Raw genomic sequence first — 24,719 nt, 5'->3', positions numbered from 1 at the left:
TCAGGTGCTCTTTCGATGTTTCCGCATCATCACAAAAATCACGACCGGCGCACCGAAGACAGCTGTTACCGTGCTGATGCTCAATTCCGTCGGGGCAAAGACCGTCCGCGCCAGCCAGTCGCTGAACAGGCAGAACACGCTTCCGCCCAGGAAACAGCCCGGAATCAGCACCAGCGGTCTTGTATCGGCAAACAGCCAGCGGATCAGATGCGGAACCGCGATTCCCACAAAGGAAACCGGACCGGCAAATGCCGCTACGCAGCCAGATAAGATGCTGGACAAAATCACCATAAAGAAACGCAGATGTGCGACATTGACTCCCATACTTTTCGCATACGTCTCCCCCATCTGGTATGCGCCGATCGGTTTGGATAACAGAAACACCGCTGCCGCTGAGACAAAGGTCACGCCCACCATGACTGCCACATTTTCCCAGGTCATACCAGAAAAACTTCCGCGCGACCAGTTATGCAGGTTGACAATATCCGCATCGCTGGCGAAGGTCACAACAAAATCCGTGATTGCCGAGCAAATATAGCCGATCATCACGCCCCCGACGATCAGCATTGCCATCTGTTCCATTTTCCGCGCGACCAGGAGCACAAACAGCATAGAGAGAAGCGCTCCGGCAAATGCCGCTGCCACCAGCATCCCCGAATTGATCGTAATATTCCATTCCAGAAATCCGACCATCACAAGTGCCACCAAAAGTTTTGAACCGGAAGAAATTCCCAGCACAAAGGGACCCGCGATCGGATTGTGGAAAAAGGTCTGTAACAGATACCCTGACAGTGCCAGCGCCCCGCCAAGGATCAGCGCCGCCAGCGCGCGCGGCAGACGGATCTCCCAGATGATCGTCCACGCCATTCCACGCAGCTTAGGCTCCCGCAGTTCCTGTAAAAATTCCATGATCGGAACCGATACACTGCCTGAACAGATACTCCAGATAAGCGACAGGAGCAGCAGCATAATCAGAAGCAGAAATGCGCCTGCGATCCGCACCTGTCTGCCTGCCTGCGCCAGGTTTCTTTGTCCTTTTTCCTGTTTTTGTCTGTTTGCTACTGATACTGAACGCATCGTTTCTCCTATCTATCTTTATTACACTTTCCTTCCTCACGACTGCAATTTATACAGATATGTCCCATCTTCCTGGCTTCCGCTGAAAATCGCATGGATATCTTCCAGCATTGCTCCAACCGACATGGATTCCTGATAGAGATTCTTCGTCGTGCACCAGACATTTCCCGCCTGTACCGCCTTGAAATCCTTGAGAACCGGCGCTTTTGCCAAAAGCTCCGAAATTGAGTGAATCTCCCCGTCGATTGTACTGTTATAAATCAGATAATCGGATTCTTTCGCGGCTGCATAAAATTCTTCCATCTGCATATTGACGGTCGAAGACCGCTTTCCGTCATCCCCCAGATGCCCGAATATGTATCTGCCGCCCGCTAATTCTATCATTTTCGGTATATAATCAGAGGAACGGCGCACGTTCACGCTGCCCTGGTTCGTAATATAGAAAAATGCCGCCGACGGCTTTTCCGCCTGTGCCGTCTGTTCTGTTTTTACGCTCCCGCCTGCGTTCTCCGCATCCGAACCTTCTTCTGTAACACGCTGCAACGCCGCTTCCTGCTTTGCAAATGCCGCTTCCGCCTCTTTTTCTTTTCCGGTCAGCACTCCATACAGGCGGATCCATTCCGTCCGCCCCAGCGGATGTGCTTCGTAGCTGGAATGATCCACAAGCACCGGGATTCCGAAGCTTTCCAGCTTTTCTTTTACCTCCGGCGAATGGAGAATCATCGTATTTTCTATTGCCAGACCGCAGCCCTCCGAGACGATCCGCTCATAATCCGGTTCGCTGTACTTGCCTGCGTAGAGAATTGACCCATTCTCCATCGCCTCCTTTGCCTCCGGGATGTACCAGCCCGACGCATCGGTTCCCGAAAACCGGATATCCGGGAGCGCTCCCAGCATCCGGAACATATCCATGGTCGCGGTCGCTACCAGATAAATCTGTTTGACCGGGCGCTTAAGCACCTGGATCGAATCTGGAAGATCTTCCGGCACCTTTCCGCCCTCTGGAATCAGAAGAAAACGGCTTCCATCCGCAACCGAAACTGCTTCGTACTGCATCCCGTCCGCATCCTCATAGGTATCGACCGCAAACTGGGTCGCATAGGCAAGCTCCATCCGCGATTTCCAGGTCAGGGACGCACTGATCGCCTCACCCGGCTGTGGAAGTGATGCCTCCGCCACCTGTGCATCCACGTTTTCTGCCGGCTGGGACACTTTCGAACCTTTACCCGCCTCATTGGATGTCTCACTGGCAGATGTAGACGACGCTGCCGCCACCGCACTCTTTCCCGTATTTCCGCAGCCACTCAAGAGCAGCACCCCCATAAGCGACAGCCCTGCCAGCCTAAGTAACTTTTTCTTTCCCGTTATCCATCCTATTTTCTTCATTTTTCCCACTCTGCCTCTCTCACGTGCGCCACATACAGCTTCCGGATCGCCTCAACCTCTCCCAGTCCCCGGATGCGGCATTCCACCTGGTATCCGGCGCGTTCCAGGCGGCTCTTCCAGGAATCCTCCTCTTCACCTGCCATATCCTGATTCGCATGGTCGCCTGCAACCACCATGAGCGGCTGCAGCACTGCCCTCTGATAGTGTTTCTGCGCGCCCAATTTCTCGATCACCGCCTGTAAATCCGGCTGCGCCTCCACGGTTCCGATGTAATAATTTGCATAGCCGCCCGCGATCATCCTATCCTGCATCTTCTGATACACCTGATTGGAAGCCGCGTCTGTCCCATGCCCCATCAGACAGAGTGCCGTTTTTCCATCGTCATATCCGCCCAGTTCTCCTGCCATCGCCCGGATTACCGCATCCAGATCCGCTTCACTGGCAAGAAGCGGTGCTCCCAGCGCCAGCCGTTCAAAACGCCCCTGATTCGCTTCCACTTCCGCTTTTACATCCATGTATTCAAATCCATCCATCAGATGGGTCGGCTGCACAATCAGACTTTTAATCCCATCGGCTGCTGCCCGGTCAAGTGCCTCCTTCAAATTGTCGATCGACCGTTGATCCCGCTTTTTCAATTTATCAATGATCCTCTGGCTGGTAAATGCCCGGCGCACCTCATATGCCGGAAATGCCTCCGCCACTGCACGCTCAACCGCTCCGATCGTCTTTTCTCGGCTGTCATTGTAGCTTGTCCCGAAGCTGACTACCAGGATTGCCTGTCTTGGTTCCATCTATCCATTCTTCCTCTTTGTTTTTTATCTTTCAATTCAGAATTTTCCCGTTCCTCCTACGCTGCCATATGCCTGAATCTGGCTGACATATAGCTTTATGGATCGAAGCTACTATAGCATATTTTGAAATAGTTTGCAATGAAGCAGAAAAAATGGCACTCCGCCCGTCCAGGCGGAATGCCCCTTTTTCTGCTTTCAGCTCCAATTTTACCAGCTTTTCTATTCCTCGTCCCGGCTGCACGCGCGCAGCTGGTGCTCATGCTCATATTTTTCTTTCGTCGCCATCCCGCCCCGGATATGGCGTTCCGCTTTGTTGATGTCCAGTACCACACGCGCCCGGGATGCAAGCGGCGGATTGATATGGGAAAGGCGCTCGGCCACATCTTTATGCACGGTAGATTTACTGATCCCAAATTTCCGGGCCGCCTGTCGCACTGTCGCATTGTAGTCTATGATGTAATTAGCGATCGCAACCGCCCGTTCCTCGATATATTCCTTCATGGGAGTTCCCCTGAGAACGTTTTTTACATCTTATTACATCTGTTTCCGGTTTATGCAAATTCCCTTTCCCAAACAAAAACACTGCCGATTAGTAGTTCTCCGCACGGCGGTGTTTCCGCAAGTCGTTTCTCTTCACGCCAGCTTCCCACTCTGCCTTCTCCTCATCGGTCTCAACAAGCAGTCCCGGAACTTCCATCGGATGCTCGTTTTCATCCAGCGCTACCATAACCACATAAGCGGTATTAACCAGTTTACGCGCGCCGCTTAAAGACTCTACGAATGTATCGACGCGCACTTCCATGGAGGTTCTGCCGACATAAGTCAGCTTACCCTCGATAATCAGGGTATTGTTCAGGTGGACTGCCTCTTTGAACTGCAGGTTATCAACCGATGCAGTTGTCGGATTGCAGTGCGCGTGGCGGCGCGCAACAACGGTCGCTACAATGTCGATCCATTCCATCAGCTGACCGCCAAACAAACGACCAGCACCATTTAAGTGACTATTTAATACAAGCTGTGTCTGGATAACAGCTGAATCCGCTACGCGGCGCATCATTCTTTCTTCCATAATTTATTTCTCCTTTCGAGAAGGATGCCTCTTCCAATCTCCCGCTTTCGAAGGACTTCCCTGTGATATGGTACCTAGTATACTGGCTTTCCCTCAAATTTGCAAGTATTCCGCCGCAAAAATTCTGAATCTTTTTAGTTATACATCCTATTGGCAGTAAACTATAAATGTTAAAAAACGACCGAAGAATCTGGGAGCAGCGTCTGTTGTCTTTCGCTGACTCCCATCATCTTCAGCCGTTCTCTTATTTATCCTCTTCCCGCGCCGTGATCATCCGATAGATGAAATCCACGGTTCCATCGATACCGTAGCTGGCACTGTTGATACAGAGATCATAGTTGTTGGAATGTCCCCAGTTTCGGTTTGTATAGTAATGATAGTACTGGCTATGGACATGATCCAGATGCTTTAACATATGGCGTGCCTGCTTGACCGTCAGGGAGCTATCAATCTCCATCGCACGTTTGATACGCTGCTCAAACGGCGCCGTGATGTAGATACTGATATGCGGGATGTTGTTATTTGCCATGATAGCATCTCCGCATCGTCCCAGAATAACAAAATCTTCCTTCTTCGCCATGTCAACCAGAAGGTCGCTCTCGTTGAAGAAGACCGCATCACGCTTCGGCAATCCGTGGAAACGGCTGAACTCGCGCATGCGCTGGCGCAGGGTCAGATGGCGCTCCGGGATGAATGCCTCACTCGGGTTTACATTGGCATCCTGATCGTGCGCCGGCTCTTTCTTGATTCCCGGCTTGATTCCGTAGCTGACAGAATCCTGTATAGAATCTTTCTGAGCCTCAAGACGTTTCAGAACCGCTTCAAAGATCTCCGCGTCGTAGAAATTGATTTTCAACTTATCTGCCAGCTTAAATCCGATATTTACACCGCCGCTTCCGTAGGTCCAGCTGATACATACGATCAGGTGGTCATTTTCGGAGAAACGGTTTTTCAGGTTAAATGTATTCAGCTTCGCCAGCTCTGCGTTGATAACGTCGCCGCTCGCGAAACTGGTCGGCAGACTCATGACTTCGGTCAGAATCCGGTTGTACTCGGTCATGACGAGCTTCCGCTCTTCCTTATTCTCGATGGTACGCGCCATGTTTCCGATCAGGGCAATCTCACTTCGAACCAGGTTACCCTGCGGGCGTGTCAGCATCAGATGAGTCAGCTCATCCACGCAGCGCTTCCGGTCACGGTTGAAAACACGTCCCAGAGAAGAACCTAACTGTGCATAAACCTCCGCATCCAGATCGTAAATACTCTCCGCCAGTTCACGGATTCGTTTTTCATCTCTTCCAGGCACCGTGCTGCCCGGCTTCTTCCCTGCTGAATCCTTTTCGGCTGCATTTTCCGCACCCGTTACTTCATTCGCATACTGGGCGCTGTCCTTTTCAAGCGCCTGCTGCGTCTGATTTTCCATATTATCTGTATTGGTATGTTCCTGATTGTTGCTCATCGTCACTCACCCCCTATAAAAAGAATAACAGCATATCAAGTGCAAAGACCGGAACCAGAATACCGAGCGACCAGAGCAGATATCCGAAGAAGGACGGCATACGCACACCGTTTTCATCCGCAATCGACTTAACCATGAAGTTCGGTGCATTTCCGATGTAGGTGTTCGCACCCATAAATACCGCACCACAGGAGATCGCCATCAGCATCTTGATCGGAACCGTTCCTAACGTCGTCACCATGCCCTCCGTAAATCCAAGCGCACCTGCCGTTGTTAAAAATACCAGATAGGTCGGCGTGTTATCCAGGAAGCTGGACAGCAGACCGGTCGCCCAGAACATTTCAAATGGCTCGGAGATGCCCAGGTTCGCGCCATTTGCTTTCAGAATCATCAGGGCTGGCTGCATCGTGATGAAAATACCGATAAACAGAACTGCAACCTCCTGAATCGCGCCCCAGGTAAAGTGGTTCTCACGGCGGATCTCAACCTTCGTGGTCTTGAAGGACAGGAAGGCCGCCACCAGAATGATCACAATCTCAATGATGGCCGGATAGCTTAATTCTACCTCTCCAAACAGGTGGATGCCAAGCACCTTTCCGGCTGCATCCTGGAACTGCGGCATGGACGGTAAGGTACCGCTTAAAATAACGGCTGCCACGATCATAACCAGGAAAATCAGGTTGTGCGCGCCGCGCAGCTTCACTTCGGTACCCGGTTTGCTGATATCCGGTTTCAGACCGCTCGCGATATCCTGACGATATGCCCTCTTATCAATAAAATAGAAGATTGTCAGCAGCACCAGCATATTGAAGAATAAGATCGGCGCCAGATGTAAGCTCCAGAAGAACGGTACGCCGCGCATGAAGCCCATCAGCAGAGGCGGGTCACCGATCGGGGTCAGACATCCGCCGATGTTGGATACAAGGAAAATAAAGAAGATAATGATATGACGTTTCTTCTTTCTCCATGCATTCATCTTGACAACCGGACGAATCATCAGCATACTGGCACCGGTCGTACCGATCCAGCTTGAAAGCAGGGTTCCCAGTGCCAGTAATCCCACATTGACACGCGGAGAACCTGCCAGGTCACCGGACATCGTGATATTACCGGCAACGCAGAAAAGTCCAAATAACAAAATAATAAAGGTCAAATAGTCATTGACCAGGCATTCCAGAACCGTTTCCAGTGCTGTCCCCGCACTGTAACGCATCGCAAACGGAATGATAAAAAGAATTGACCAAAGAGCAACCGCATGAGGCTGGTGCTCTTCCCACCATTCTGCCTTCACAAGCGGCAGAATCGCAATACAGAGAAGCAGTCCCGCAAATGGAATACACATCCAGAGCGGCACAGAGGATGCCGATGCACCGCCTTCCTGTTCTGCTGCCAGAGCCGTCATCGGATTTGCCATCAAAAATAATCCCAGGCTCGCGCAAAACGCACTCAATCTTTTCACCTTCGTAACCTCCCAACTTTTTTCTTTTTTGTTTTACATTTTCCATTTCAGCCACTCATTATAACAAGTTTATTTCCTAAATACAACCGTGTTTTTCACGTTGTAAGCGTGATTTTCCGTGAATTTTTCGTTAAAAGTACCTTATATTAATTCTTATTAATAAGTGTTGTAAGCCTGTGCTCATAACATAAACAAATACCTCTTTTGTGTATAGAAATTATGTATAATACTGTAATTTCACAAATGATATATTTAATTCTACTATGAAACAAAAAACCGCCCGCCGATATCCCGACAGACGCTTCCTACATTCACATATAACTTTTTCTTGAAATATACTCTCTTTCCAGAGTTCATATTTCAATTCCATATCTTCCCCGCCATCTTCCATCTTTTTCCTGCAGCTGTTTTCGCGCTTCATTTTAAGCCAGCCGCCCGATCTCTCGCGGTATTCCTTCGTGGTTTCTTTTTCGATATGTGCCAGTTGGCAAATCTGCCGCTGTATAACCTGCTCTTTCGCAGCGTTCACACATATTCTCTCTCGAACCTGTTTTATTATAACGCTTATTTGTAAAATTTATTCCCGTTTTTTTGTCAAATCTTTGTAAAAAAATCAAGCAGCAAATTGGAGAAACTGTCTCATTTACTTTTTATCTCCTTTATGCTATAGTTAGCCTGTATTTTGCATTCAGATGTATTACGAATCCATTCGGAATTCCGGTGCCGTTCCGTGCCGGAATACTCAATGTCTTATCGTGTTTTATAAATATCAGAAGGATTTTCAGGAGTATTGTATTCATGCAGGCGAATATATTTAAGATCAAACGAAATGAATTGGCTGACGGTTCCGGGCTGCGGACTACAATTTATTTTAAAGGATGCCCCCTGCGCTGTGTCTGGTGTTCAACACCGCAGGCGCATGAGCGCCCGACCCGGATTCTCTGGGACAGCAAGCACTGTCTCTACTGCAATCTCTGTGTCAGCGAATGTCCCACCGGAAGTCTGGCATTTTCAGACAACCGTCTCACCTTTACCCCGGACACCTGTACATTCTGCCGTGCCTGTACGGATCACTGTCCGTCCCGAATGCTTCATTTCGTCGGTCAGATGATGAATATGGATGAAATCATGGAAAAAATTCTTGCCGACCGGGAGCTCTATGGAAATGGCGGCGTCATTCTCTCCGGCGGCGATCCGCTGATGCAGCCGGAAGCAGCCACCGCTGTCCTGAAAAAATGTAAAGAACACGGCATCCGCACCGCGATTGAGACGACCGCTTTCGCCAAACCGCTGGCTTTCTCCCGCTTCATCGCCAACGCGGACATGATTATCATCGATTTAAAACATTATTCTGAAAAGAAATATGTCCAGTTCACCGGTGTCTCAAATCATTCGATTCTGGAAAATCTGGACTTTGCCATCGCTATCGGCAAAAAAGTGGCGGCCCGCATTACCATTACCCCCGGCATCAACGACACGCTCATCGATGCCCGCAGGTATGCCCACCTTTTGTCTGAGCACCACATCAGACATGTAATTCTGCTCTCCTATTCAAATCTGGGGATCATTAAATATGAAAAATACACACAATCTCCGGCTCTTGCCCGCGAGCAGACCTTCTCCGGCCAGGATATGGAGAATTATGCGAACATGCTGCGCGGACTGGGGTTTGATGTGCAGATTGAGCAGTAGGGAGGCGGCAGGATTTTTCCATTGCCGCCTCCCATACATTTTTCTATCGATTCGTTACCGTTCACGCATACGTGCCCAGTAACGGAATTTGCCGCATTTTTACATCGATTCCCCTTTTTTCCCAATTTTTCATTGCTTTTTTTCCCTCCCAATGCTATAATGTGTTCAATATCTAATTTGTTTATCAAAAAATGAACACGAATCATTTGCAAAAATCCTCATTTTTACAAATGAATTAAAAGGAGGTTTCCCATGCAAAATCCACAATCCCAAACAGTGCCAGAGCCGAAACGCCTGGACTGGACCACGATGGTCGTCCCATTTCTTCTTATTATAATACTCTGTCTCTGCTTTCTGGCTGCGCCGGATGCATCCAAGGCAGTGTTGGAAAATCTCCGGGGCTTTCTCGGGGAAAACTTCGGTGTCGGCTATCTTGCCATCGGACTCGGCATCTTTCTTCTGTCAATCTACATCGCCTTTTCCCGCTACGGAACCATCCGGCTCGGAAAACCGGATGAGAAGCCGCTCTATTCCAATTTTGCCTGGGGTTCGATGATGTTTACCTCCGGACTTGCGGCGGACATTCTCTTTTACTCCCTGTGTGAGTGGGTTCTCTACGCCAATGACCCGCATCTGGCAGAAATGGGCAGTATTCAGGACTGGGCGAGCACATACCCGCTCTTTCACTGGGGTCCGATCCCGTGGAGCTTCTATGTCGTGCTCGCCGCTGCCTTTGGCTTCATGCTTCATGTGCGCGGCTGCCATAAACAGAAATACTCCGAAGCCTGCCGCCCGATCCTCGGAAAACACACAGACGGACTTGCCGGAACCCTGATTGATCTGATGGCGGTCTTCGCACTGCTGGCCGGCACAACCACGACTTTTACGCTGGCGACCCCTCTGATGAGCCAGATCGTCTCCGAACTCTTCGGATTCAGCGACACCCGCCTCATCACCATCGCGATTCTGGCAGTCACCTGCCTGGTATACACCGTTTCCGTCGTGAGCGGCATGAAGGGCATCCAGAAGCTCGCGGCGTCCTGCGTCTACCTCTTCTTCGCTCTTCTGGCATATGTGCTGCTGTTTGGCGGTGAAGCACGCTATATCATTGAAACCGGCTTTTCCTCCATCGGAAATCTGGTACAGAACTTTATCGGACTGTCCACCTACACCGACCCACAGCGCACCACCTCATTTCCGCAGACATGGACAATGTTCTACTGGGCATACTGGATGGTCTGGTGCGTCGCTGCCCCGTTCTTCATCGGAACCATCTCTCGTGGACGCACGATCCGGCAGACAATCCTCGGCGGCTACGTGTTCGGGCTTGGCGGCACGTTTGTGAGCTTTATTATCCTCGGAAACTACAGCCTGGGACTCCAGGTGTTCGGAAAACTGGATGTCATGGGACTTTATGCCGCCAGTGGCGACCTCTATTCCACAATCACTGCCATCATCCGCACGCTTCCGCTCGCCCCGATGGTCCTCGTTCTGCTCGCGGCGGCGATGATCGCCTTCTATGCCACCAGCTTTGACGCGATCGTACTGGTTGCCTCCGCCTACTCCTACAAGAACCTGACAAGCGAGGACGAACCGCACATGGCGATCAAAACCTTCTGGTCCCTGAGCCTGATTCTACTGCCGATGGTCCTCATTTTCAGTGATAATTCAATGGCAAACCTGCAGACCGTGTCCATCATTGCAGCATTTCCGATCGCGTTTATCATTCTCCTGATCGTGGCAGCGTTTTTTAAGGATGCGAAGAAATATCTTTCCAGGGAAATATAATTGTGATATCATTAAGTCAGTTTAAATATGCAAAGGAGGAGTAGCATTATGGCATGGGATGATGTTGCAGGAAAAGCTGCAGGAAATAATGGGGACAAATATGTTGTTTTACAGGTTGTTTTAACAGAAAAACTACTTGGCACTGGTTCAGGCACAGCTAGTCTTACTAATCTGCAATCAGAAATTAATAAACAAGCGGCCAAAGGATACCGGCTTCACACGATCTCAACAACATCTTCTGGCTCCAAGGGTTTTCTTGGCGGCGATAAAATTCAAGCTACCATGGTATTTGAACGAATTGATTGAGTGTTGTTAAAAATATCCCGAATGCACTTTCCGATGCATTCGAGATATTTTTTTATCTATAAGCTCTCCCGCAGATACTCCCGCGTCACACTCCGCTCCGCTTCCAGCATCTCCTTCGGTGTCCCGGCAAAGAGCAGACTGCCGCCTGCGAGTCCGCCGCCCGGTCCAAGCTCCACGATATAGTCGGCGTCCTTCATCACATCCAGGCTGTGCTCGATGATAAACAGCGTATTGCCCTGATCGGTCATCCGGTTGAAAAGCTTCATCAGACGGCGGATATCGTCGAGATGCAGCCCGTCAGTCGGCTCATCCAGAATAAATATCTGTCCCCGCTCATCCAGCTTGCTCGCCAGCTTCACACGCTGCAGCTCACCGCCGGAAAGCGTCGTCATCGACTGATTCAGATGCAGGTAACCGAGTCCGACCTGTACCAGCGTATCGAGTTTCTTCACAAAATCCGCATCTTCAAAGAACTGGATCGCCTGACGGACGGTCATATCCATGACTTCCGCAATATTCTTTCCCTTGTACTGATATTTCAGCACTTCCTCCGAATACCGCGTTCCGTGGCAGACCTCGCAGACCGTCTCGATCGAGTCCATATATGCCATATCCGATATAATCACACCTTTACCCTGACACGCCGGGCAGGCGCCCTTGGAATTGAAACTGAAATATGCCTGTGCGACATGGTTCGCTTTCGCAAAAAGCGCCCGGATCGCATCCGCGATATCCAGATACGTCGCCGGGGTCGAACGCAGATTGATACCGATATCCTTCTGCCGGATCGAGATCACCTCGCCTGGATACTGGCTCATAAAATATTCCATCAGGGAGCTTTTTCCCGAACCAGCCACACCGGCGATGACCGTCATCACGCCAAGCGGCAGTTTTACGCTCAGATCTTTTAAGTTATGAAGCTTCGCGTGCTCGACCTGATACCATCCGGTCGGCTTGCGGTACTCCATCTTCATCGGCGTTTTCGTCCGCAGCATCCGCCCGGTCACAGTGTCCGCTTTCAAAAGGTTCTCGTAGCTTCCCTGATACATAATCTGTCCACCGTTTATGCCCGCTTCCGGTCCCATATCCACAATGTGATCCGCCAGCGCAATGACTTCCCGGTGGTGTTCCACAATCATCACGGTATTTCCGTGCTCTTTCAGCTTGATCAGAGAATTTTTAAGATTCTGGATATCGCGCGAATGCAGTCCGACGCTTGGCTCATCAAGCACATACATCATATCGGTAAGCGGCGAATTGATGTAACGCGCGATCTTGATACGCTGCGCCTCGCCGCCGGAGAGAGTGTCTGTTCCACGGCTTAAAGAAAGATAGCTGAGTCCGATCTCAATCAGCGCATTCATCCGCTTCAGGATCTCGGTCTTGATATCGCGCGCCAGCGGATCATCGATCTGGCGGATAAACTCTGCCGCCTCCGGGATCGGCATATCCGAAACCTCGCAGATATTTTTTCCGTTAATCAGGCAGCTCCGGATCTTCGCATTCAGTCTCGCCCCGTGGCACTCCGGACACGTAAAGGTGCTGACAATGCGATCCAGCTCTTTCTTATGAAGCTGTCCTTCCTTAGATGTAATGATACTGCGGTACATACGCGGATAAATGCCCTCATACTTCGCGGATTTCGGCCAGTTTGCCGGCGGGTTTTTCAGGCGGATCTGCGGCGAATAGAGAAATAAATCCATCTCCTCCTTCGAATAATCCTTGATCTTCTTGTCCAAATCAAACAGACCGCTGTACGCGTACCGCTTCCACCGCCATGCGCCGGTTGTGAACGCCGGCCACTGGATAACGCCCTCATCGTTTAGGCATTTATCAAAATCCACCAGCTTGTGGATGTCCAGCTCCGTCACAACGCCCAGGCCCTCACAGCGCTCACACTTGCCGCTCGGATGGTTGAAGGAAAAGCTGTCCGAATAGCCGACAAACGGTTTGCCCACACGTGAGAAGAGCAGGCGCAGCAGCGCATAGATATCGGTGTATGTGCCGACCGTTGAGCGGGAGTTTGCCACCGGCTTTTTCTGATCGATCACGATCGTGACCGGAAGATTCTCCATGCGCTCAACCTCCGGACGACCATATTTCGGCAGAAACTGCTGGACAAAACTTGGAAATGTCACATTCAGCTCCCGCCGCGACTCTGCCGCAATCGTATCAAGGCAGAGCGATGATTTGCCCGAACCGGACACACCGGTAAAAACCGTGATTTTCTTTTTCGGAATTTTCAACGACACATGTTTCAAGTTGTTTTCCGTTGCATTCACAATGCTTATGTACTCCTGATTTTCTCGTTCCATCTGGCATTTTTCCTTTCTTAAGCTGCATTTTCCCGTCCCAGGTTCCTTTATTTTAAAGGTACTCAATGCTATCCTGATCTGTACGCGGCTATCACGCACAAAAGCAGACAGAAAATACCCCTAAGAAGCATTTTCCGTCTGCTTTTTTATTTGACTTCCTGCTTTACACGCACTCCGCCGAACAGCAAAGGCATTGTCTTTCTTGTATACTCTCCAAGCGCATAGCCACCGTCTGAAATGCAGTAATCATAGATGATTGCCCTCTCGCAGAGTGCATACATATGTGCAATCTCGTAATATGGCATACTGCGGGTAATCTGCCCCCGGCGCTGCCCCTCATCGACCAGCTGATTTACCATCTTATAGTAAAAACGGTTCTGGTTTAAAAGATGCTTATCCCCCTTTGTCACCACCTGTGAGGAATAGAGTGACGCCAGAAGCCCTACCGGGATATCCGACTCTATCAGATCATGTACACTGAAGCAGAGCGTCATAAGCTTGTCAAAGCTGTCCATCTCCGGATCCAGCGCCTGCATTACCTCTTCATACTTTGCATCAAAGATCTCTGGGAGAGATGCCAGAAGCTCATCCTTTCCACTATAATAATGATAGAAGCTTCCCTTTGATGTTCCAGACTGCAGGATAATCTCATCGATCGTCGTCTCCTCATATCCCTTCTCATGAAACAATTTCCATGCAACACGGGCAATTTTTGCTTTTGTGTTATTACCCTTCGCCATTTGCCTTTTACCTCTTAACTTCTCAATAATCGTAATTTCAGGGAAACATTCCTGGTCATCTAATTTACCTTTTTGTTTACCTGAATCCAGCCGAAAGCAGAGTGGATAATCTTCCTCATCTGCTTTCGACAATTTAATTTATTTTATCATTCTTTTCCTGTGAAGTAAAGAGATTGTTCATAGTGTCTATTTTTAATACCGTTTTCACGTCCGGTGAACTTTGGTATGTGCATGGCAGCTGCACTGGGGATGCACCGGAACTTCTATCAGATCCGTGGACCACGTTTTGGCATCAATGAACAGCATTTTTCCAATCAGCGGCTCTCCCTTGCCCAAAAGAAGCTTCAATACTTCTGCCGCCTGCATACACCCGATCATGCCGGGAATCACGCCAAGCACACCATAAGCAGCCGAATTCGGGTTTCCGGATGGGTCCTCTGCCTCCGGACAGAGACAGCGCAGACATGGTCCGTCCGATGCGAACACGGTAACCTGTCCCGCAAATTCACAGATAGCTCCATATACATCCGGCTTTCCCAGCTTCATACATGTGTCACTCAGCAGATAGCGGGTTGGAAAATTATCCGAAGCATCCACAATCACATCAAACTTTGCAAGAATTTCTTCTGCATTTTCAGCTGTAATCCCCTCTGGGTATAATTCTACCTGCACCGAATGGTTCCGGCTCTGAAGCTGCTCCGCCGCCAGTTCTGCTTTTGCCTTTCCAATGTCCTGTTCCCGGTAAAGGATTTGACGCTGCAGATTGCTGACATCCACCCGGTCAAAATCAGCAATCCCGATCGTACCGACTCCTGCTGCTGCCAGATAGAGGCTGACGGGAGATCCAAGTCCCCCCGCCCCGACTACCAGCACCCGGCTTTCCGCCAGCTTTTTCTGTCCTTCTTCTCCTACCTCCGGCAGGAGAATATTTCTTTTATAGCGTTCTTTGTCTATCTCCAAACCAGCGTCTCCTTTCTGAATCAACCGCCCCCCAGTAAATGATAAATCTTCAAATCATCTGCTTCCTCAAGTGTTACTTTATCATAGTCTTCTGGCCAGACCAGCTGCCCATTTACCTTCACGACCAGCTTGGGCCAGGTAAATTTCATGTGTTCCATCACACCCCTGATTGTCAGTCCTTCATGCCAGTCCGGATATGGACGGTTATTCAGTACCATGATATCCACTTCCTTTCTGCAACGTATTAATGAATAGTCTTACTGAAGCGGCTCAACTACTTCCAAAAGCTCCGGAAGATCCATGCCAAGCTCTTTCAGGTGTGCAATTGTCGGAACGCCGTTTAAATTCCAGCCGCGCTTCGGATATACCGCATCAATCAGCTTCTCATATTCCCCTTCTCTGTGCTTTCTGGTCGCAGCCATCTTTTCCTTTAAGGACATTTTTTCGACTTCTTCTTTTGTAAAACCAACCAGCTCTACCAGCTGACCATCGTAGCGCTCCTGACGGGACAGATATTCTTCTTCCGTAACCGGTCCCTGGGAGCGGTATGGAATCGCATCGTCCGCACGCAGTCCCTTGCCCAGACGAATGTTGAAAACACGCTGGAAATTGTAGACACGCTCGGACATTTTAATCATCTCATCCCTATCAATCTTGACTCCAGTAACACCATAATAAAGATCCAGATAGTTATCTACGTGCTCCGGTACCTTCGCCGGTTCATCGGTCAGGCTGTTGTCAGCCGGTACAATATCATTCCACGGCAGCTTGCAAAGTCCCAGAAGACCAAACCAGGTTCTAAACATCGGATAGTAATACAGCGCCTCTGCCTTATCCTCAAAGGTAGGGATCTGGTTATTTACCTGATCCATGAAAATCAGCCATGCCTCATCATGCTGCGGTCCCTTATTGGTCAGACCATAGCCGCCCTGCTGCGCCAAGGATTCTTTGGAAGCATACTCTGAATATTCAAGTCCCTTCTGTTCCATCGCAATATCATTCATGAAATCCATATCGCCCCAGCCCTGCGCTGCAAAATACTCTTTCTGCTTGTGGCTTCCAAGTGCCGCAATCTTGCCAAAGCCTTCGTTTCGCGCCATCTGGTGCAGCAGCTCCAACTCCGCCTCTGCATTGCCCCATACAAGCTCCAGACCGCCGGTTCTCTCCTTATTCAGGATACCATTTTCATAGCATTCCATCAGGAAGGCAGTCATGGTGCCAAAGGAAATCGTATCAATGCCATATGTATCACAGTAGAAATTCACTTCCAGGATTACCTGCGGATCGGTTACGCCGCAGTTCGGACCAACACCGGCTGCTGTCTCATACTCCGGACCATCCACACATACTTTATGTCCCTTATACGGACCTGTCTTTAATTCAAACTGATCGGCTGTTTTAGCACACGCCATCGAACATCCATACCAACATCCGTCCGCTCCGCCCTGGGTCAGCCATTTATTTCTCCATACCTCCGGTGCCATCTCATCGATCTTATCCGTTCCGCCATATTTATAATTGCGCGTCGGCAGAATATCATAATCGCTCATGATACGCAGGGAGTATGCTGTTCCGGATTTACGCATTGAATTCTGTTTGTCATCCTGTGTCGCCACCTCACGATGGAATTTCAGACCATCCCGGTTCAGGATACTGATATCATATACATGGTTCAGATTTGCTTTTACGCCTTTAAAATGGCATACCAGCGCTTTAATGTGCTTGTCCGCAAAGACACGTCCGATACCACCACGTCCAGCCTGTTTTAAGCGGACTACATTTCTCTTCGGATCATAGAATGTAAAATTCAGCATAGAGAGGTTGCAATGATCCGCCGCTGAACCAGAACATACGACCGCCACGTTTTTGCGATCATTGTCATCCTCCGCATACATGGTTGTCAGCTCTTCTCCCAGTACATGTGCATCTTTATGCTCTAACGGTGCTTTTTCAATTGAAACGGTTCCCTTATTGCCATCGATGACAATAATCACGTCTTCCTCCGCTTTTCCAGTCAGCTCGATCACATCAAATCCGGAGAATTTTAAGAATGGGCCAAAATATCCGCCGACGTTTGAATCAATCGGGATATCTGTCATCGGTGAAATGCTGCATACCAGGCATTTTCCGGTACCGCCGTACTGCGTAATTCCGGCAATCGGTCCTGCCGACATGGTAATGGCATTTTCCGGAGAGTTCCACTTTGTATCCGGCTTCGTTGCATCCCACAGATAACGCAGGCAATAACCTTTGCCGCCGGTAAATTTTTCTTTGACCTCCTGAGGAATGTCGATCATATCGATGGTGTTATCTGTCACATTGATTCGAAGGCGCTTATCCGTATATCCATGATACAGCGGCTTTGGCTCATATGTAACCTGATTGAGAACCGTGTGGGCCTCTTTCATTTTTTTGATTTCTTCCATATCTGCGTCCGCATAACGCGGAAGATCACACATTTTAATCATGCCTTTCTCCTCCCTTTACTCTTCTACCAGACGGATCGCTCCGGTCGGACATGCTTTTACGCACAATCCGCACGCCGTACATTTGGACGGCTCCAGATAATCATCACACTGTACCATAACATTCTCCGGACAGAATCCGACGCACATCAGACAGCCGGCACATTCTTTCTTATTCAGCCGGTAAACGCCTCTCGCATCCTCCGTAATCACACCTGTATTGCATACTTCCGAACATTTTCCACACTGTGTGCACACAGCAATATGGTGGCTTCCATCCTCCTTGTCGGTAATGCGGATGCAGGATTTCATTGGATCCGAAACCTTGTAAAATGCCTTCGAACAGGCTTCTTCGCACTGGTGGCAGCCAATGCAGAGTGATTCATCTTTCTCTAATCGTCTCATCACAGTTCCTCCTTTTTGCCCAATTTCATTATTTCATCCGAAACAGATACATACCCGTCCCGAATCACTTCCAAAAATACGGCTCCTGCCGAAAGGCGGCAGAAAACTCCTTTTTCATGGTAAATACACTCTGGAAAACACTTTTTTCCATACCCGGAGACGCGGAATACCGCCCCTCCCGCCGCCAGAAGATCCCCCGTATTTAACTGGGTGGTATCTATTCCCTCCGTTATCAGGTTTGCCTTGTAGCGGCGGAAGCAGAGTCCCGGTTCTGTCTGCTTCTCCATCCAGTCCCGGGTTTCTCCCGCCAACAGCGAAGTCTGCCTTTCACCTCCCGCTGCATGCCGGTCACCCTCCATTCCGATCCCCCTTCGGAACCAGGCGCTCTCCACGGCTTCTCCCGGCTGTCCCCTCTGCCGGAACACATATAATTCACGCACAACTGCTCCCATCTAATCCCCTCTTTTATAAATATATAATCTCTCCGGTTCTTGCCAGCCCATAACCACCGAGCTTCTCCACTCTCTCTGCAAACTCCCGGCTTTTCAAAACAGCCAGAAAATGCTGTACCGGTGGAAAATCCAGAAATCTGACCGGAATCGCAAAGTCATACTCTTCCCGTCCAATCTCAATAAAATCAAGTCCCATTGCCCTGGCTGCCGACTGGATTCCCATGCCCGCGTCTGCATCGCCGCCGGACACGGCAGCCGCCACTGCCATATGCGTTGCCGCCTCTCTGTCATATCCGTGAATCTCTTCCGGTGAAATACCGGCTTCCTTCAGCTTATAATCAAAAAGGACTCTTGTCCCCGCTCCTCTCTGTCGGTTGACATAATTCAAGCCACGCAGATCTTCAATTTTATGGATTCCAAGCGGATTTCCTTTTTTTACGATAATTCCCTGAATTCGCTCAACCCCCTTGACAAGTGCCATTTTTTCACCCGCAAACAGTTTTTTCAGGATCGCAATATTATATTCTCCTGTCTCTTCATCCAGCAGGTGGGTCGGAGCCAGATGCGCCTCCCCCCGCTTTAATGCCATTAAACCGCCCATACTGCCTACATGCGTACTGGAAAGGTAATTACCCGGGTACATACACGGCAGCAAATCTGCCATCACATCCAGAATCAGATCATGGCTTCCGATTGCCACTGCCGTACTTCCAATTTCCTCCAGGGAACGGTATAGCTCTACATCAACGGTATCTCCTGCCTCGACTCCCTCGCTGTTCTGAGGAATCACACAGAACCCGTCTGCCCGCACCAGGCTCATCGCCGCTCCTGCCCCGCGCGCCAGCGGAGACGCGACGAGCTTGTCGCCTACTTCTCCTACTTTCACCCGCACATACTCTTTATGTTTCAGGGATGATACAAGGCGTTTGGATATGACAGCACGCACCGTCGTGCCGGCTGTTTCTGTACGTCCTGCCAGTTTCTGCAGCACAGGAATCACAAAATTTTCAAAGTTGATATAGGCGGATACCGGATATCCCGGAAGTCCGATCACCGGTTTTCCATTGACAATCGCCAATATTACCGGTTTTCCCGGCTTGATTGCCACCCCGTGTACCAGAACCTCCCCCAACTCCCGAAGTACATGAACCGTAAAATCTTCGGTTCCTGCACTGGAGCCGGCATTGACAATCACCATATCATAGTTTTCAACCGCCTCTGCCACCTTTGCTTTCAATGTTTCATACTCATCCGCAATCGGCGGAAAACGATGGGGCGCACCGCCATGTTCCGTTACCAGTGCCTCAAATACTCTCGAATTCGATTCGATGATGTCCCCATCCTTGGGTTCCTGTCCCGGCTCTATGATTTCGGTTCCTGTCGGAAAAATCGCTACCGACGGCTTTTTCAATACCTCAATCTCTGTAATTCCGCCAGACAGGAGAACACCTATATCAATCGGGCGTATCTCATGATAACCGGGCATCAGCATCTCACCCGCTACGATATCTTCTCCGATCGGGCGCACATGCTGCCATGATGCAGCTGCATCCGTAATCTGCACCGAGCCATCCTCCTGCTCCAGCAGATCCTCCGCCATGATAACTGCATCACATGGCGCGTGAATCGGATCGCCCGTATCCACCACTGTAAAATCTGTACCTGGATACAGGGTAAGTGGTTTCCGCTCCGATGCTCCTTTTGTTTTCTCTGCCTCAACCGCGATTCCATCCATCGCCGCTGCATTGTAAAGCGGGGAACAATATTTCGCATAGACTGCCTCTTTTGTAATCCGGTGCAGACTTTCCGTCACGGGAATCCATTCTGCCTTGGGGCTTAATAATTCCCCCAGTGCTTTCTGGTAAAGGGCTTTTGCCTCCTCCACCGGTGTATTATTCAGATATAAATTTCTCTTTCCCATCTCTGCCTCTATTCTGTTTCCATCAGGCTCTGCCGATCCTTTATTCTCCGCCGCTCTTCTGGAAACAATTCATTTTAAAAACGGTATACCTTCACCTGCTCACCCTTCTTCAGACCCTCCTGATTCATATCAATCAGAACGTAGCCGTCTGCCTCTGCCATCGTCGAAATCAAGCCTGATTTTCCAAATATTGGTTCTGCCTCCAGCCCCTGCGGAGCCATCTGAAGCTTTACCAGCAGGCAGGTTGTTTTTCCGGGTGCCCCCGCCAGGTTCGTTGTCATAAAGGCTTCTAACGGAGGTTGATCCGGCTGACCTGTCACCTGCTTCCAGAGCCACACAAATAATAAGTGGAAAACGGCAAGTGCTGCTGCCGGATGCCCCGGAAGTCCTCCTAACAGCGTATTTTTCTCTTTATCATATCCCAGAATCGTCGGTTTTCCCGGTTTCAGTGCCAGCCCATGGGTAAATACTCCCTCCTTGGAGATGCGGTTTAATATCTCCATCGTCATATCTTTCTTTCCCTGGGAACTTCCTCCGGAGATCAGAATCAAATCACAGGCTTTGACCGCCTCCCGGATTCTCTCCTCTAAAAGTACCTCTTCATCTCTCACCGCCTCTGCCGAAACAAGCTCCAGACCTGTCTTCTTCACATAACAGGACAGCGCCCATGTATTAATATCCCGCACCTGCCCCGGTCCAGGAACCTGATCGATCCTGACCAGTTCGTCGCCCGTCGATAGAACTGCCACCTTCCACGGTTTAAAAACCGGAACCTGCACCACGCCAAGCGCTGCCAATGTTCCCGCCTGCGCCGGACCAATCCGGGTTCCCGCTTTAAGGACTATATCCCCGGTTTTTACATCTTCTCCCGGAAGCACGATGCATTTCCCATACGGAACATTTTCATACAGGGCAACCTCATCTGTTCCGAACCGTTCACTGTATTCTACCATCACCATGGCATCTGCCCCTTCCGGAACCATGCCGCCGGTCGGCACATAGGCGCAGGTACCCGGTTCAATCTTTGATACCGCCGGATGTCCTATCTCTACTTCTTCCAGCACCTTCAGAAAAACCGGGATACTTTCCGTTGCGCCCGCCGTGTCCTTTGAACAGACTGCATACCCGTCTACACTGGAACGGCGGAATGCCGGAATCATTTCCCCAGAGACAATATCTTCTGCTAAAATACGGTCAGATGCATCTGCAAGCGCAACCTGCTCCGTTTCTGGCAGGCATTCTTTTGCCGCTTTAAGCAGACGTTCCCGCGCCTGCACCAGCGTATCAACTTTCAATAACTTCATAGTTCCTCCCTTGCGGCATGATTCTTCTTTGCGAAGGTACGCATCCACGCGAAGTGCTTTTGATTCATAGACCGCCCTCTCCGAATGAAACAAAAAACGAATACAGAAAACATTCCGCTCTCTGTATCCGTTCCTGATGATGCAGTCTGCCTCTTATGGCTTTCTGCTGATATGCACTTATCTACATCAGGCTTTGCTTGCGCTGGCGGAATTTACTGCTCTTTTCCAGAACTTCCGGGTCTTCATCCCGGTCATCCGAGAGCTATTCCTTTCCAATGCATCGTCTGATGCGGGGAGGCACCCGCGTTTCCCCGGATACCCATTGGCTTTTCTTCCATCCTGTCAATCGGTTCACAGCTTAGGCAGAAAAGCTCGAAATCAACTCTGTATAACTGCCGCTCTCGTGCGACAATTCTCTTTTTCATGATTTTCTACCAGAAATTATACCACATTTTCACAAACTGTGTCAATCATCCCAAGCAAAACTCTTCCCATTTTTTTCATATTCAGCGCAATCGCCTCGCATTTATATTCATATTTCTGAATTTTTTTCATTTTCACGATATGAAACCTCCGTATCTGCCAGATACCGGCGGATGGACGGATGCGACGGGTGAAGAAGGATTTCTTCCGGTGTTCCGGACACCAGAACTTTCCCCTGCTCCATAAAATGTACCTGGTCACAAATCTTGCGGACATGCACCAGCTGATGGCTGATTAGCAGCCATGTCATCTTATTTTTCGTCTGCTGCTCCCGCATCAGCTGTTCAAACAATTCTGTACTGTCAGGATCCAGGTTGGAAAGCGTTTCATCAACAATCACAAACGCAGGGTCAAATACCAGCGCCCTGATAAATGATAATTTCTGCTGTTCTCCGCTGCTCAGGGAACGAGCATACTGATTTTTTTTCTGCAAAAGCCCACATCGTTCCAGCCAGGCATCCATCTTCGCCTCATCTGGGCGAATTCCCCGTATTTTCAGCGGATAGATCAGGTTCTGATACACCGTATCATGCAAAAGATACGGTCTCTGTGTTGTCATCGTAATATCCCGGGGTGTCAGTCCCTCGTAATCAATCCTCCCGTCATCCGGAACCAATATCCCCTGTATCAGCTTGGAAAGAGTTGTTTTTCCGCAGCCATTGGTTCCTATCAGACCATGAACTTTCCCGCTCTCCAGATACAGTTCCTCGATTTGAAGCGTAAACTGACCTATCTTCTTTTGCAGTTTAGAGATTTTCATCCGGTGTCTCCTCCTGTCTGAAATGTTCTGCCAATGTCTGTACCGCAAATGCCAGAAGCATCAGGATCACTCCCAAAAATACCCCTTCATAATAATCGCCTGCACCTTTCAGGGTTGAAATCGCAGTTGTCATTGTCCGGGTGCTGTTTTTTATATTTCCACCTACCAGAAAGACCGCCCCGACCTCACTGATGGAACGCCCATATCCAGACACAACCGCAAAATAAATTTCATTTTTCATTTCACGCAGCAGAAGCCGCGCGGTCTGATGCCGATCAGCTCCCATCGTCCTGGCAAACGCCCGGATCGAAGGTGCCGTGCGGACCGCATATGAATATACCATTCCACAGACGATCGGAGTGATGATCAGAACCTGGGCTGCCACCATTCCCTTGATCGTAAATACCCATCGAAGCGCCCCAAACGGACCTTTTTTTCTCAAAAGCATATATGTGAGCAGTCCGATGACGACCGGAGGTGCTCCCATCAAGGTCCGGTTCACGCGGACTACCAGCTTTTTTCCTGGAAATTTCGTCTGCTCCAGCACAAGTCCCAGAAAAATTCCAAGCATGGACGCAATCAAGGTTGACCAGAAAGACATCACCAGCGTTACCCGGATAGAATCTATCACTCCGACCGTACCAAAAAATTTTGAAAACAGGTTTCCCATATTTTTTCTCCCAGCATATCCACTGAAACACCTTATGTTCTGCAGGCGTTCTCATTTTCTCAATTCTTAATGACAGAAAACCGGAAAAAGTGCATCCTCCCTTCTCCGGTTTCCTGTTTATACATTATAAATTCTGCAAGGTTCAACTGCCTGCTTTATTCGTTTAAATACGCTAATTCCAGCTCTGCCGCATATCATCCGGCAGTATTCTACTTCTGCTCTGCATTCGGGAAGAATAACGGCTCGCCGTACTCCTTTACGCCGTATTCACCGATCAGCGTCTGGATTTCCGGAGAACAGATCCACTTGATAAACGTATTCGCCGCCTCGTTGTTGACATCCGGATATTTCTCCGGATTTACTGCGATAACGCCGTACTGGTTTAAAAGTTCCTTGCTGCCTTCACAGACAATATCCATATCCGGGAAATCTGCCTTCTTGGCAAGCCAGGTACCACGGTCAGACAGGCAGTAGCCGCCTTTTTCATCTGCCATCGCCAGTGTATCAGCCATTCCAGCGCCTGCCGATACATAGTTTGGATTGCTCTCATAATCTGTAATTCCCAGCTTCTCCCAGATTCCGGTCTCCTTGTTATGGGTACCAGAGTTGTCTCCACGGGACACAAATGTCAGCTGCTCGTCCATGATCTGTTTAAATGCAGCGTTGATATCATCCGTCTTTGCAATCGGACCATCCTTCGGTCCTACGATCACGAAATCATTATACATAACCTGGAAACGCTCTACACCGTAGCCGCTCTCCACGAATTCTTCTTCTTTTGCTTTGGAATGAACCAGTATCACATCGACTTCACCATCTTTTGCTTTCTGAATCGCATCACCGGTTCCTACTGCCGTCCACTGTAAGTCAATACCTGTATCCTCTAAAAAGATTGGCTTTAAGTAATCCAGAAGACCTGTATTATCGGTACTGGTCGTCGTTGCCATCAGAAGCGTCTCTCCGGATGCTTCCTTGGTCTCCTCTGCGCTGCTTTCCTCAGCAGCCTCTGCGGTTGTCTCTGCGGCGCTTTCCGCCTCCGTCGTCTCTTTTGCGCTTCCGGAGCAGGCTGTCATAGACAATGCTGTCATGGCCGCCATTGCCAATGCAATGATTCTGTTTGTCTTCTTCATGAAATTGTTCTTCTCCCTTCTTTTGTTTAAGAATATAGGCGTTTGCGAAACGCCACAAGCCGCATAAATACGGCATTTTTTGTTACC

General features: G+C 49.5%; 22 protein-coding genes and 1 riboswitch. Of the genes, 3 read left to right on the top strand and 19 right to left on the bottom strand.

The genetic code is table 11. The annotated features are described in order from the left end of the window. The 7 genes from PUQ60_RS04435 to PUQ60_RS04405 form a co-directional block, all read right to left on the bottom strand. The gene (locus tag PUQ60_RS04435; RefSeq protein WP_337955587.1) at positions 1-1,077 is read right to left on the bottom strand and encodes an iron ABC transporter permease; all 1,077 of its coding nucleotides are present in this window, start codon (positions 1,075-1,077) and stop codon (positions 1-3) included. Positions 1,078-1,113: 36 nt separating this feature from the next. After that, complete coding sequence (locus PUQ60_RS04430) at positions 1,114-2,463, bottom strand: ABC transporter substrate-binding protein (protein WP_273378883.1); 1,350 nt, start codon at positions 2,461-2,463, stop codon at positions 1,114-1,116. After that, positions 2,460-3,254 (bottom strand): sirohydrochlorin cobaltochelatase, encoded by a 795-nt coding sequence (locus PUQ60_RS04425; protein WP_118481931.1) that lies wholly within the window; start codon positions 3,252-3,254, stop codon positions 2,460-2,462. The genes PUQ60_RS04430 and PUQ60_RS04425 overlap by 4 nt, the downstream gene beginning before the upstream one ends. Positions 3,255-3,473: 219 nt before the next feature. Further along, a complete protein-coding gene (gene spoIIID / locus PUQ60_RS04420; protein WP_022360312.1) occupies positions 3,474-3,755 on the bottom strand; it encodes a sporulation transcriptional regulator SpoIIID in 282 nt (93 codons plus the stop codon). 88 nt (positions 3,756-3,843) lie between these two features. Beyond that, positions 3,844-4,323 (bottom strand): acyl-CoA thioesterase, encoded by a 480-nt coding sequence (locus PUQ60_RS04415; RefSeq protein WP_022360313.1) that lies wholly within the window; start codon positions 4,321-4,323, stop codon positions 3,844-3,846. A gap of 244 nt (positions 4,324-4,567) precedes the next feature. Continuing rightward, positions 4,568-5,782, bottom strand: a complete 1,215-nt coding sequence (locus tag PUQ60_RS04410) for a cytidylate kinase-like family protein (RefSeq protein ID WP_022360314.1) — start codon at positions 5,780-5,782, stop codon at positions 4,568-4,570. A gap of 13 nt (positions 5,783-5,795) precedes the next feature. Then, a complete protein-coding gene (locus tag PUQ60_RS04405; RefSeq protein WP_243022798.1) occupies positions 5,796-7,241 on the bottom strand; it encodes a sodium:proton antiporter in 1,446 nt (481 codons plus the stop codon). Positions 7,242-8,039: 798 nt separating this feature from the next. Between PUQ60_RS04405 and PUQ60_RS04400 the strand changes: the two genes are divergently transcribed. The 3 genes from PUQ60_RS04400 to PUQ60_RS04390 all read left to right on the top strand — a co-directional run bounded on the left by PUQ60_RS04400 (position 8,040) and on the right by PUQ60_RS04390 (position 11,027). Next, entirely contained in the window at positions 8,040-8,933 is an 894-nt protein-coding gene (locus tag PUQ60_RS04400; protein ID WP_273378879.1) for a glycyl-radical enzyme activating protein, read from the top strand. Positions 8,934-9,185: 252 nt separating this feature from the next. After that, the gene (locus PUQ60_RS04395; protein ID WP_273378877.1) at positions 9,186-10,721 is read left to right on the top strand and encodes a BCCT family transporter; all 1,536 of its coding nucleotides are present in this window, start codon (positions 9,186-9,188) and stop codon (positions 10,719-10,721) included. A 48-nt stretch (positions 10,722-10,769) separates the two neighbouring features. Then, entirely contained in the window at positions 10,770-11,027 is a 258-nt protein-coding gene (locus PUQ60_RS04390; RefSeq protein ID WP_022360320.1) for a DUF4177 domain-containing protein, read from the top strand. 56 nt (positions 11,028-11,083) lie between these two features. On the opposite strand, the gene PUQ60_RS04385 is transcribed toward PUQ60_RS04390, so the two are convergent. The 12 genes from PUQ60_RS04385 to PUQ60_RS04330 form a co-directional block, all read right to left on the bottom strand. Beyond that, positions 11,084-13,342, bottom strand: coding sequence for an excinuclease ABC subunit UvrA (locus tag PUQ60_RS04385; RefSeq protein ID WP_273378873.1), 2,259 nt, complete (start codon positions 13,340-13,342; stop codon positions 11,084-11,086). Between the two features lie 146 nt (positions 13,343-13,488). Continuing rightward, entirely contained in the window at positions 13,489-14,082 is a 594-nt protein-coding gene (locus PUQ60_RS04380) for a TetR/AcrR family transcriptional regulator (protein ID WP_107001407.1), read from the bottom strand. 204 nt (positions 14,083-14,286) lie between these two features. Continuing rightward, positions 14,287-15,042 carry a HesA/MoeB/ThiF family protein gene (locus PUQ60_RS04375; RefSeq protein ID WP_182434540.1) on the bottom strand — a complete coding sequence of 252 codons (756 nt, stop codon included), beginning with the start codon at positions 15,040-15,042 and terminating at the stop codon, positions 14,287-14,289. 20 nt (positions 15,043-15,062) lie between these two features. Continuing rightward, complete coding sequence (thiS, locus tag PUQ60_RS04370; protein WP_022360324.1) at positions 15,063-15,260, bottom strand: sulfur carrier protein ThiS; 198 nt, start codon at positions 15,258-15,260, stop codon at positions 15,063-15,065. A 39-nt stretch (positions 15,261-15,299) separates the two neighbouring features. After that, positions 15,300-17,510, bottom strand: a complete 2,211-nt coding sequence (locus PUQ60_RS04365; RefSeq protein WP_273378866.1) for an aldehyde ferredoxin oxidoreductase C-terminal domain-containing protein — start codon at positions 17,508-17,510, stop codon at positions 15,300-15,302. Positions 17,511-17,525: 15 nt separating this feature from the next. Next, the gene (locus PUQ60_RS04360; RefSeq protein WP_022360326.1) at positions 17,526-17,912 is read right to left on the bottom strand and encodes a 4Fe-4S binding protein; all 387 of its coding nucleotides are present in this window, start codon (positions 17,910-17,912) and stop codon (positions 17,526-17,528) included. Continuing rightward, positions 17,912-18,364 (bottom strand): hypothetical protein, encoded by a 453-nt coding sequence (locus PUQ60_RS04355; protein WP_273378862.1) that lies wholly within the window; start codon positions 18,362-18,364, stop codon positions 17,912-17,914. Before PUQ60_RS04355 ends, PUQ60_RS04360 begins: the two co-directional genes overlap by 1 nt. A gap of 13 nt (positions 18,365-18,377) precedes the next feature. Then, entirely contained in the window at positions 18,378-20,285 is a 1,908-nt protein-coding gene (locus PUQ60_RS04350) for a molybdopterin biosynthesis protein (RefSeq protein WP_273378860.1), read from the bottom strand. 74 nt (positions 20,286-20,359) lie between these two features. After that, on the bottom strand, positions 20,360-21,589 hold the full coding sequence (gene glp / locus PUQ60_RS04345; RefSeq protein WP_273378857.1) for a gephyrin-like molybdotransferase Glp: 1,230 nt from the start codon (positions 21,587-21,589) through the stop codon (positions 20,360-20,362). A gap of 249 nt (positions 21,590-21,838) precedes the next feature. After that, positions 21,839-21,979, bottom strand: a riboswitch (molybdenum cofactor riboswitch). A 142-nt stretch (positions 21,980-22,121) separates the two neighbouring features. Next, complete coding sequence (locus PUQ60_RS04340) at positions 22,122-22,832, bottom strand: ABC transporter ATP-binding protein (protein WP_273378855.1); 711 nt, start codon at positions 22,830-22,832, stop codon at positions 22,122-22,124. Further along, positions 22,819-23,502: an ABC transporter permease gene (locus PUQ60_RS04335; protein WP_022360331.1), complete on the bottom strand. Its 684-nt coding sequence runs from the start codon at positions 23,500-23,502 to the stop codon at positions 22,819-22,821. The genes PUQ60_RS04340 and PUQ60_RS04335 overlap by 14 nt, the downstream gene beginning before the upstream one ends. A gap of 209 nt (positions 23,503-23,711) precedes the next feature. Next, entirely contained in the window at positions 23,712-24,632 is a 921-nt protein-coding gene (locus PUQ60_RS04330) for a substrate-binding domain-containing protein (RefSeq protein ID WP_022360332.1), read from the bottom strand. Between the last annotated feature and the right edge of the window lie 87 nt (positions 24,633-24,719).

The sequence above is a fragment of the Clostridium sp. AF02-29 genome, assembly GCF_934835585.1.
Lineage (GTDB): Bacteria > Bacillota > Clostridia > Lachnospirales > Lachnospiraceae > Otoolea > Otoolea fessa.
Note: the sequence above shows the minus strand (reverse complement) of the source record. Positions and strands in the feature narration are given on the sequence as shown.

Coding starts and splice junctions, on each gene's coding strand:
- PUQ60_RS04390 (WP_022360320.1), top strand. CDS start 10,770: ATGGCATGGGATGATGTTGCAGGAAAAGCTGCAGGAAATAATGGGGAC.
- glp (WP_273378857.1), bottom strand. CDS start 21,589: ATGAAGTTATTGAAAGTTGATACGCTGGTGCAGGCGCGGGAACGTCTG.
- PUQ60_RS04355 (WP_273378862.1), bottom strand. CDS start 18,364: ATGGGAGCAGTTGTGCGTGAATTATATGTGTTCCGGCAGAGGGGACAG.
- PUQ60_RS04340 (WP_273378855.1), bottom strand. CDS start 22,832: ATGAAAATCTCTAAACTGCAAAAGAAGATAGGTCAGTTTACGCTTCAA.
- PUQ60_RS04425 (WP_118481931.1), bottom strand. CDS start 3,254: ATGGAACCAAGACAGGCAATCCTGGTAGTCAGCTTCGGGACAAGCTAC.
- PUQ60_RS04415 (WP_022360313.1), bottom strand. CDS start 4,323: ATGGAAGAAAGAATGATGCGCCGCGTAGCGGATTCAGCTGTTATCCAG.
- PUQ60_RS04385 (WP_273378873.1), bottom strand. CDS start 13,342: ATGGAACGAGAAAATCAGGAGTACATAAGCATTGTGAATGCAACGGAA.
- PUQ60_RS04360 (WP_022360326.1), bottom strand. CDS start 17,912: ATGAGACGATTAGAGAAAGATGAATCACTCTGCATTGGCTGCCACCAG.
- PUQ60_RS04350 (WP_273378860.1), bottom strand. CDS start 20,285: ATGGGAAAGAGAAATTTATATCTGAATAATACACCGGTGGAGGAGGCA.
- PUQ60_RS04395 (WP_273378877.1), top strand. CDS start 9,186: ATGCAAAATCCACAATCCCAAACAGTGCCAGAGCCGAAACGCCTGGAC.
- PUQ60_RS04430 (WP_273378883.1), bottom strand. CDS start 2,463: ATGAAGAAAATAGGATGGATAACGGGAAAGAAAAAGTTACTTAGGCTG.
- PUQ60_RS04410 (WP_022360314.1), bottom strand. CDS start 5,782: ATGAGCAACAATCAGGAACATACCAATACAGATAATATGGAAAATCAG.
- PUQ60_RS04365 (WP_273378866.1), bottom strand. CDS start 17,510: ATGATTAAAATGTGTGATCTTCCGCGTTATGCGGACGCAGATATGGAA.
- PUQ60_RS04435 (WP_337955587.1), bottom strand. CDS start 1,077: ATGCGTTCAGTATCAGTAGCAAACAGACAAAAACAGGAAAAAGGACAA.
- PUQ60_RS04380 (WP_107001407.1), bottom strand. CDS start 14,082: ATGGCGAAGGGTAATAACACAAAAGCAAAAATTGCCCGTGTTGCATGG.
- spoIIID (WP_022360312.1), bottom strand. CDS start 3,755: ATGAAGGAATATATCGAGGAACGGGCGGTTGCGATCGCTAATTACATC.
- PUQ60_RS04335 (WP_022360331.1), bottom strand. CDS start 23,502: ATGGGAAACCTGTTTTCAAAATTTTTTGGTACGGTCGGAGTGATAGAT.
- PUQ60_RS04400 (WP_273378879.1), top strand. CDS start 8,040: ATGCAGGCGAATATATTTAAGATCAAACGAAATGAATTGGCTGACGGT.
- PUQ60_RS04330 (WP_022360332.1), bottom strand. CDS start 24,632: ATGAAGAAGACAAACAGAATCATTGCATTGGCAATGGCGGCCATGACA.
- thiS (WP_022360324.1), bottom strand. CDS start 15,260: ATGGTACTGAATAACCGTCCATATCCGGACTGGCATGAAGGACTGACA.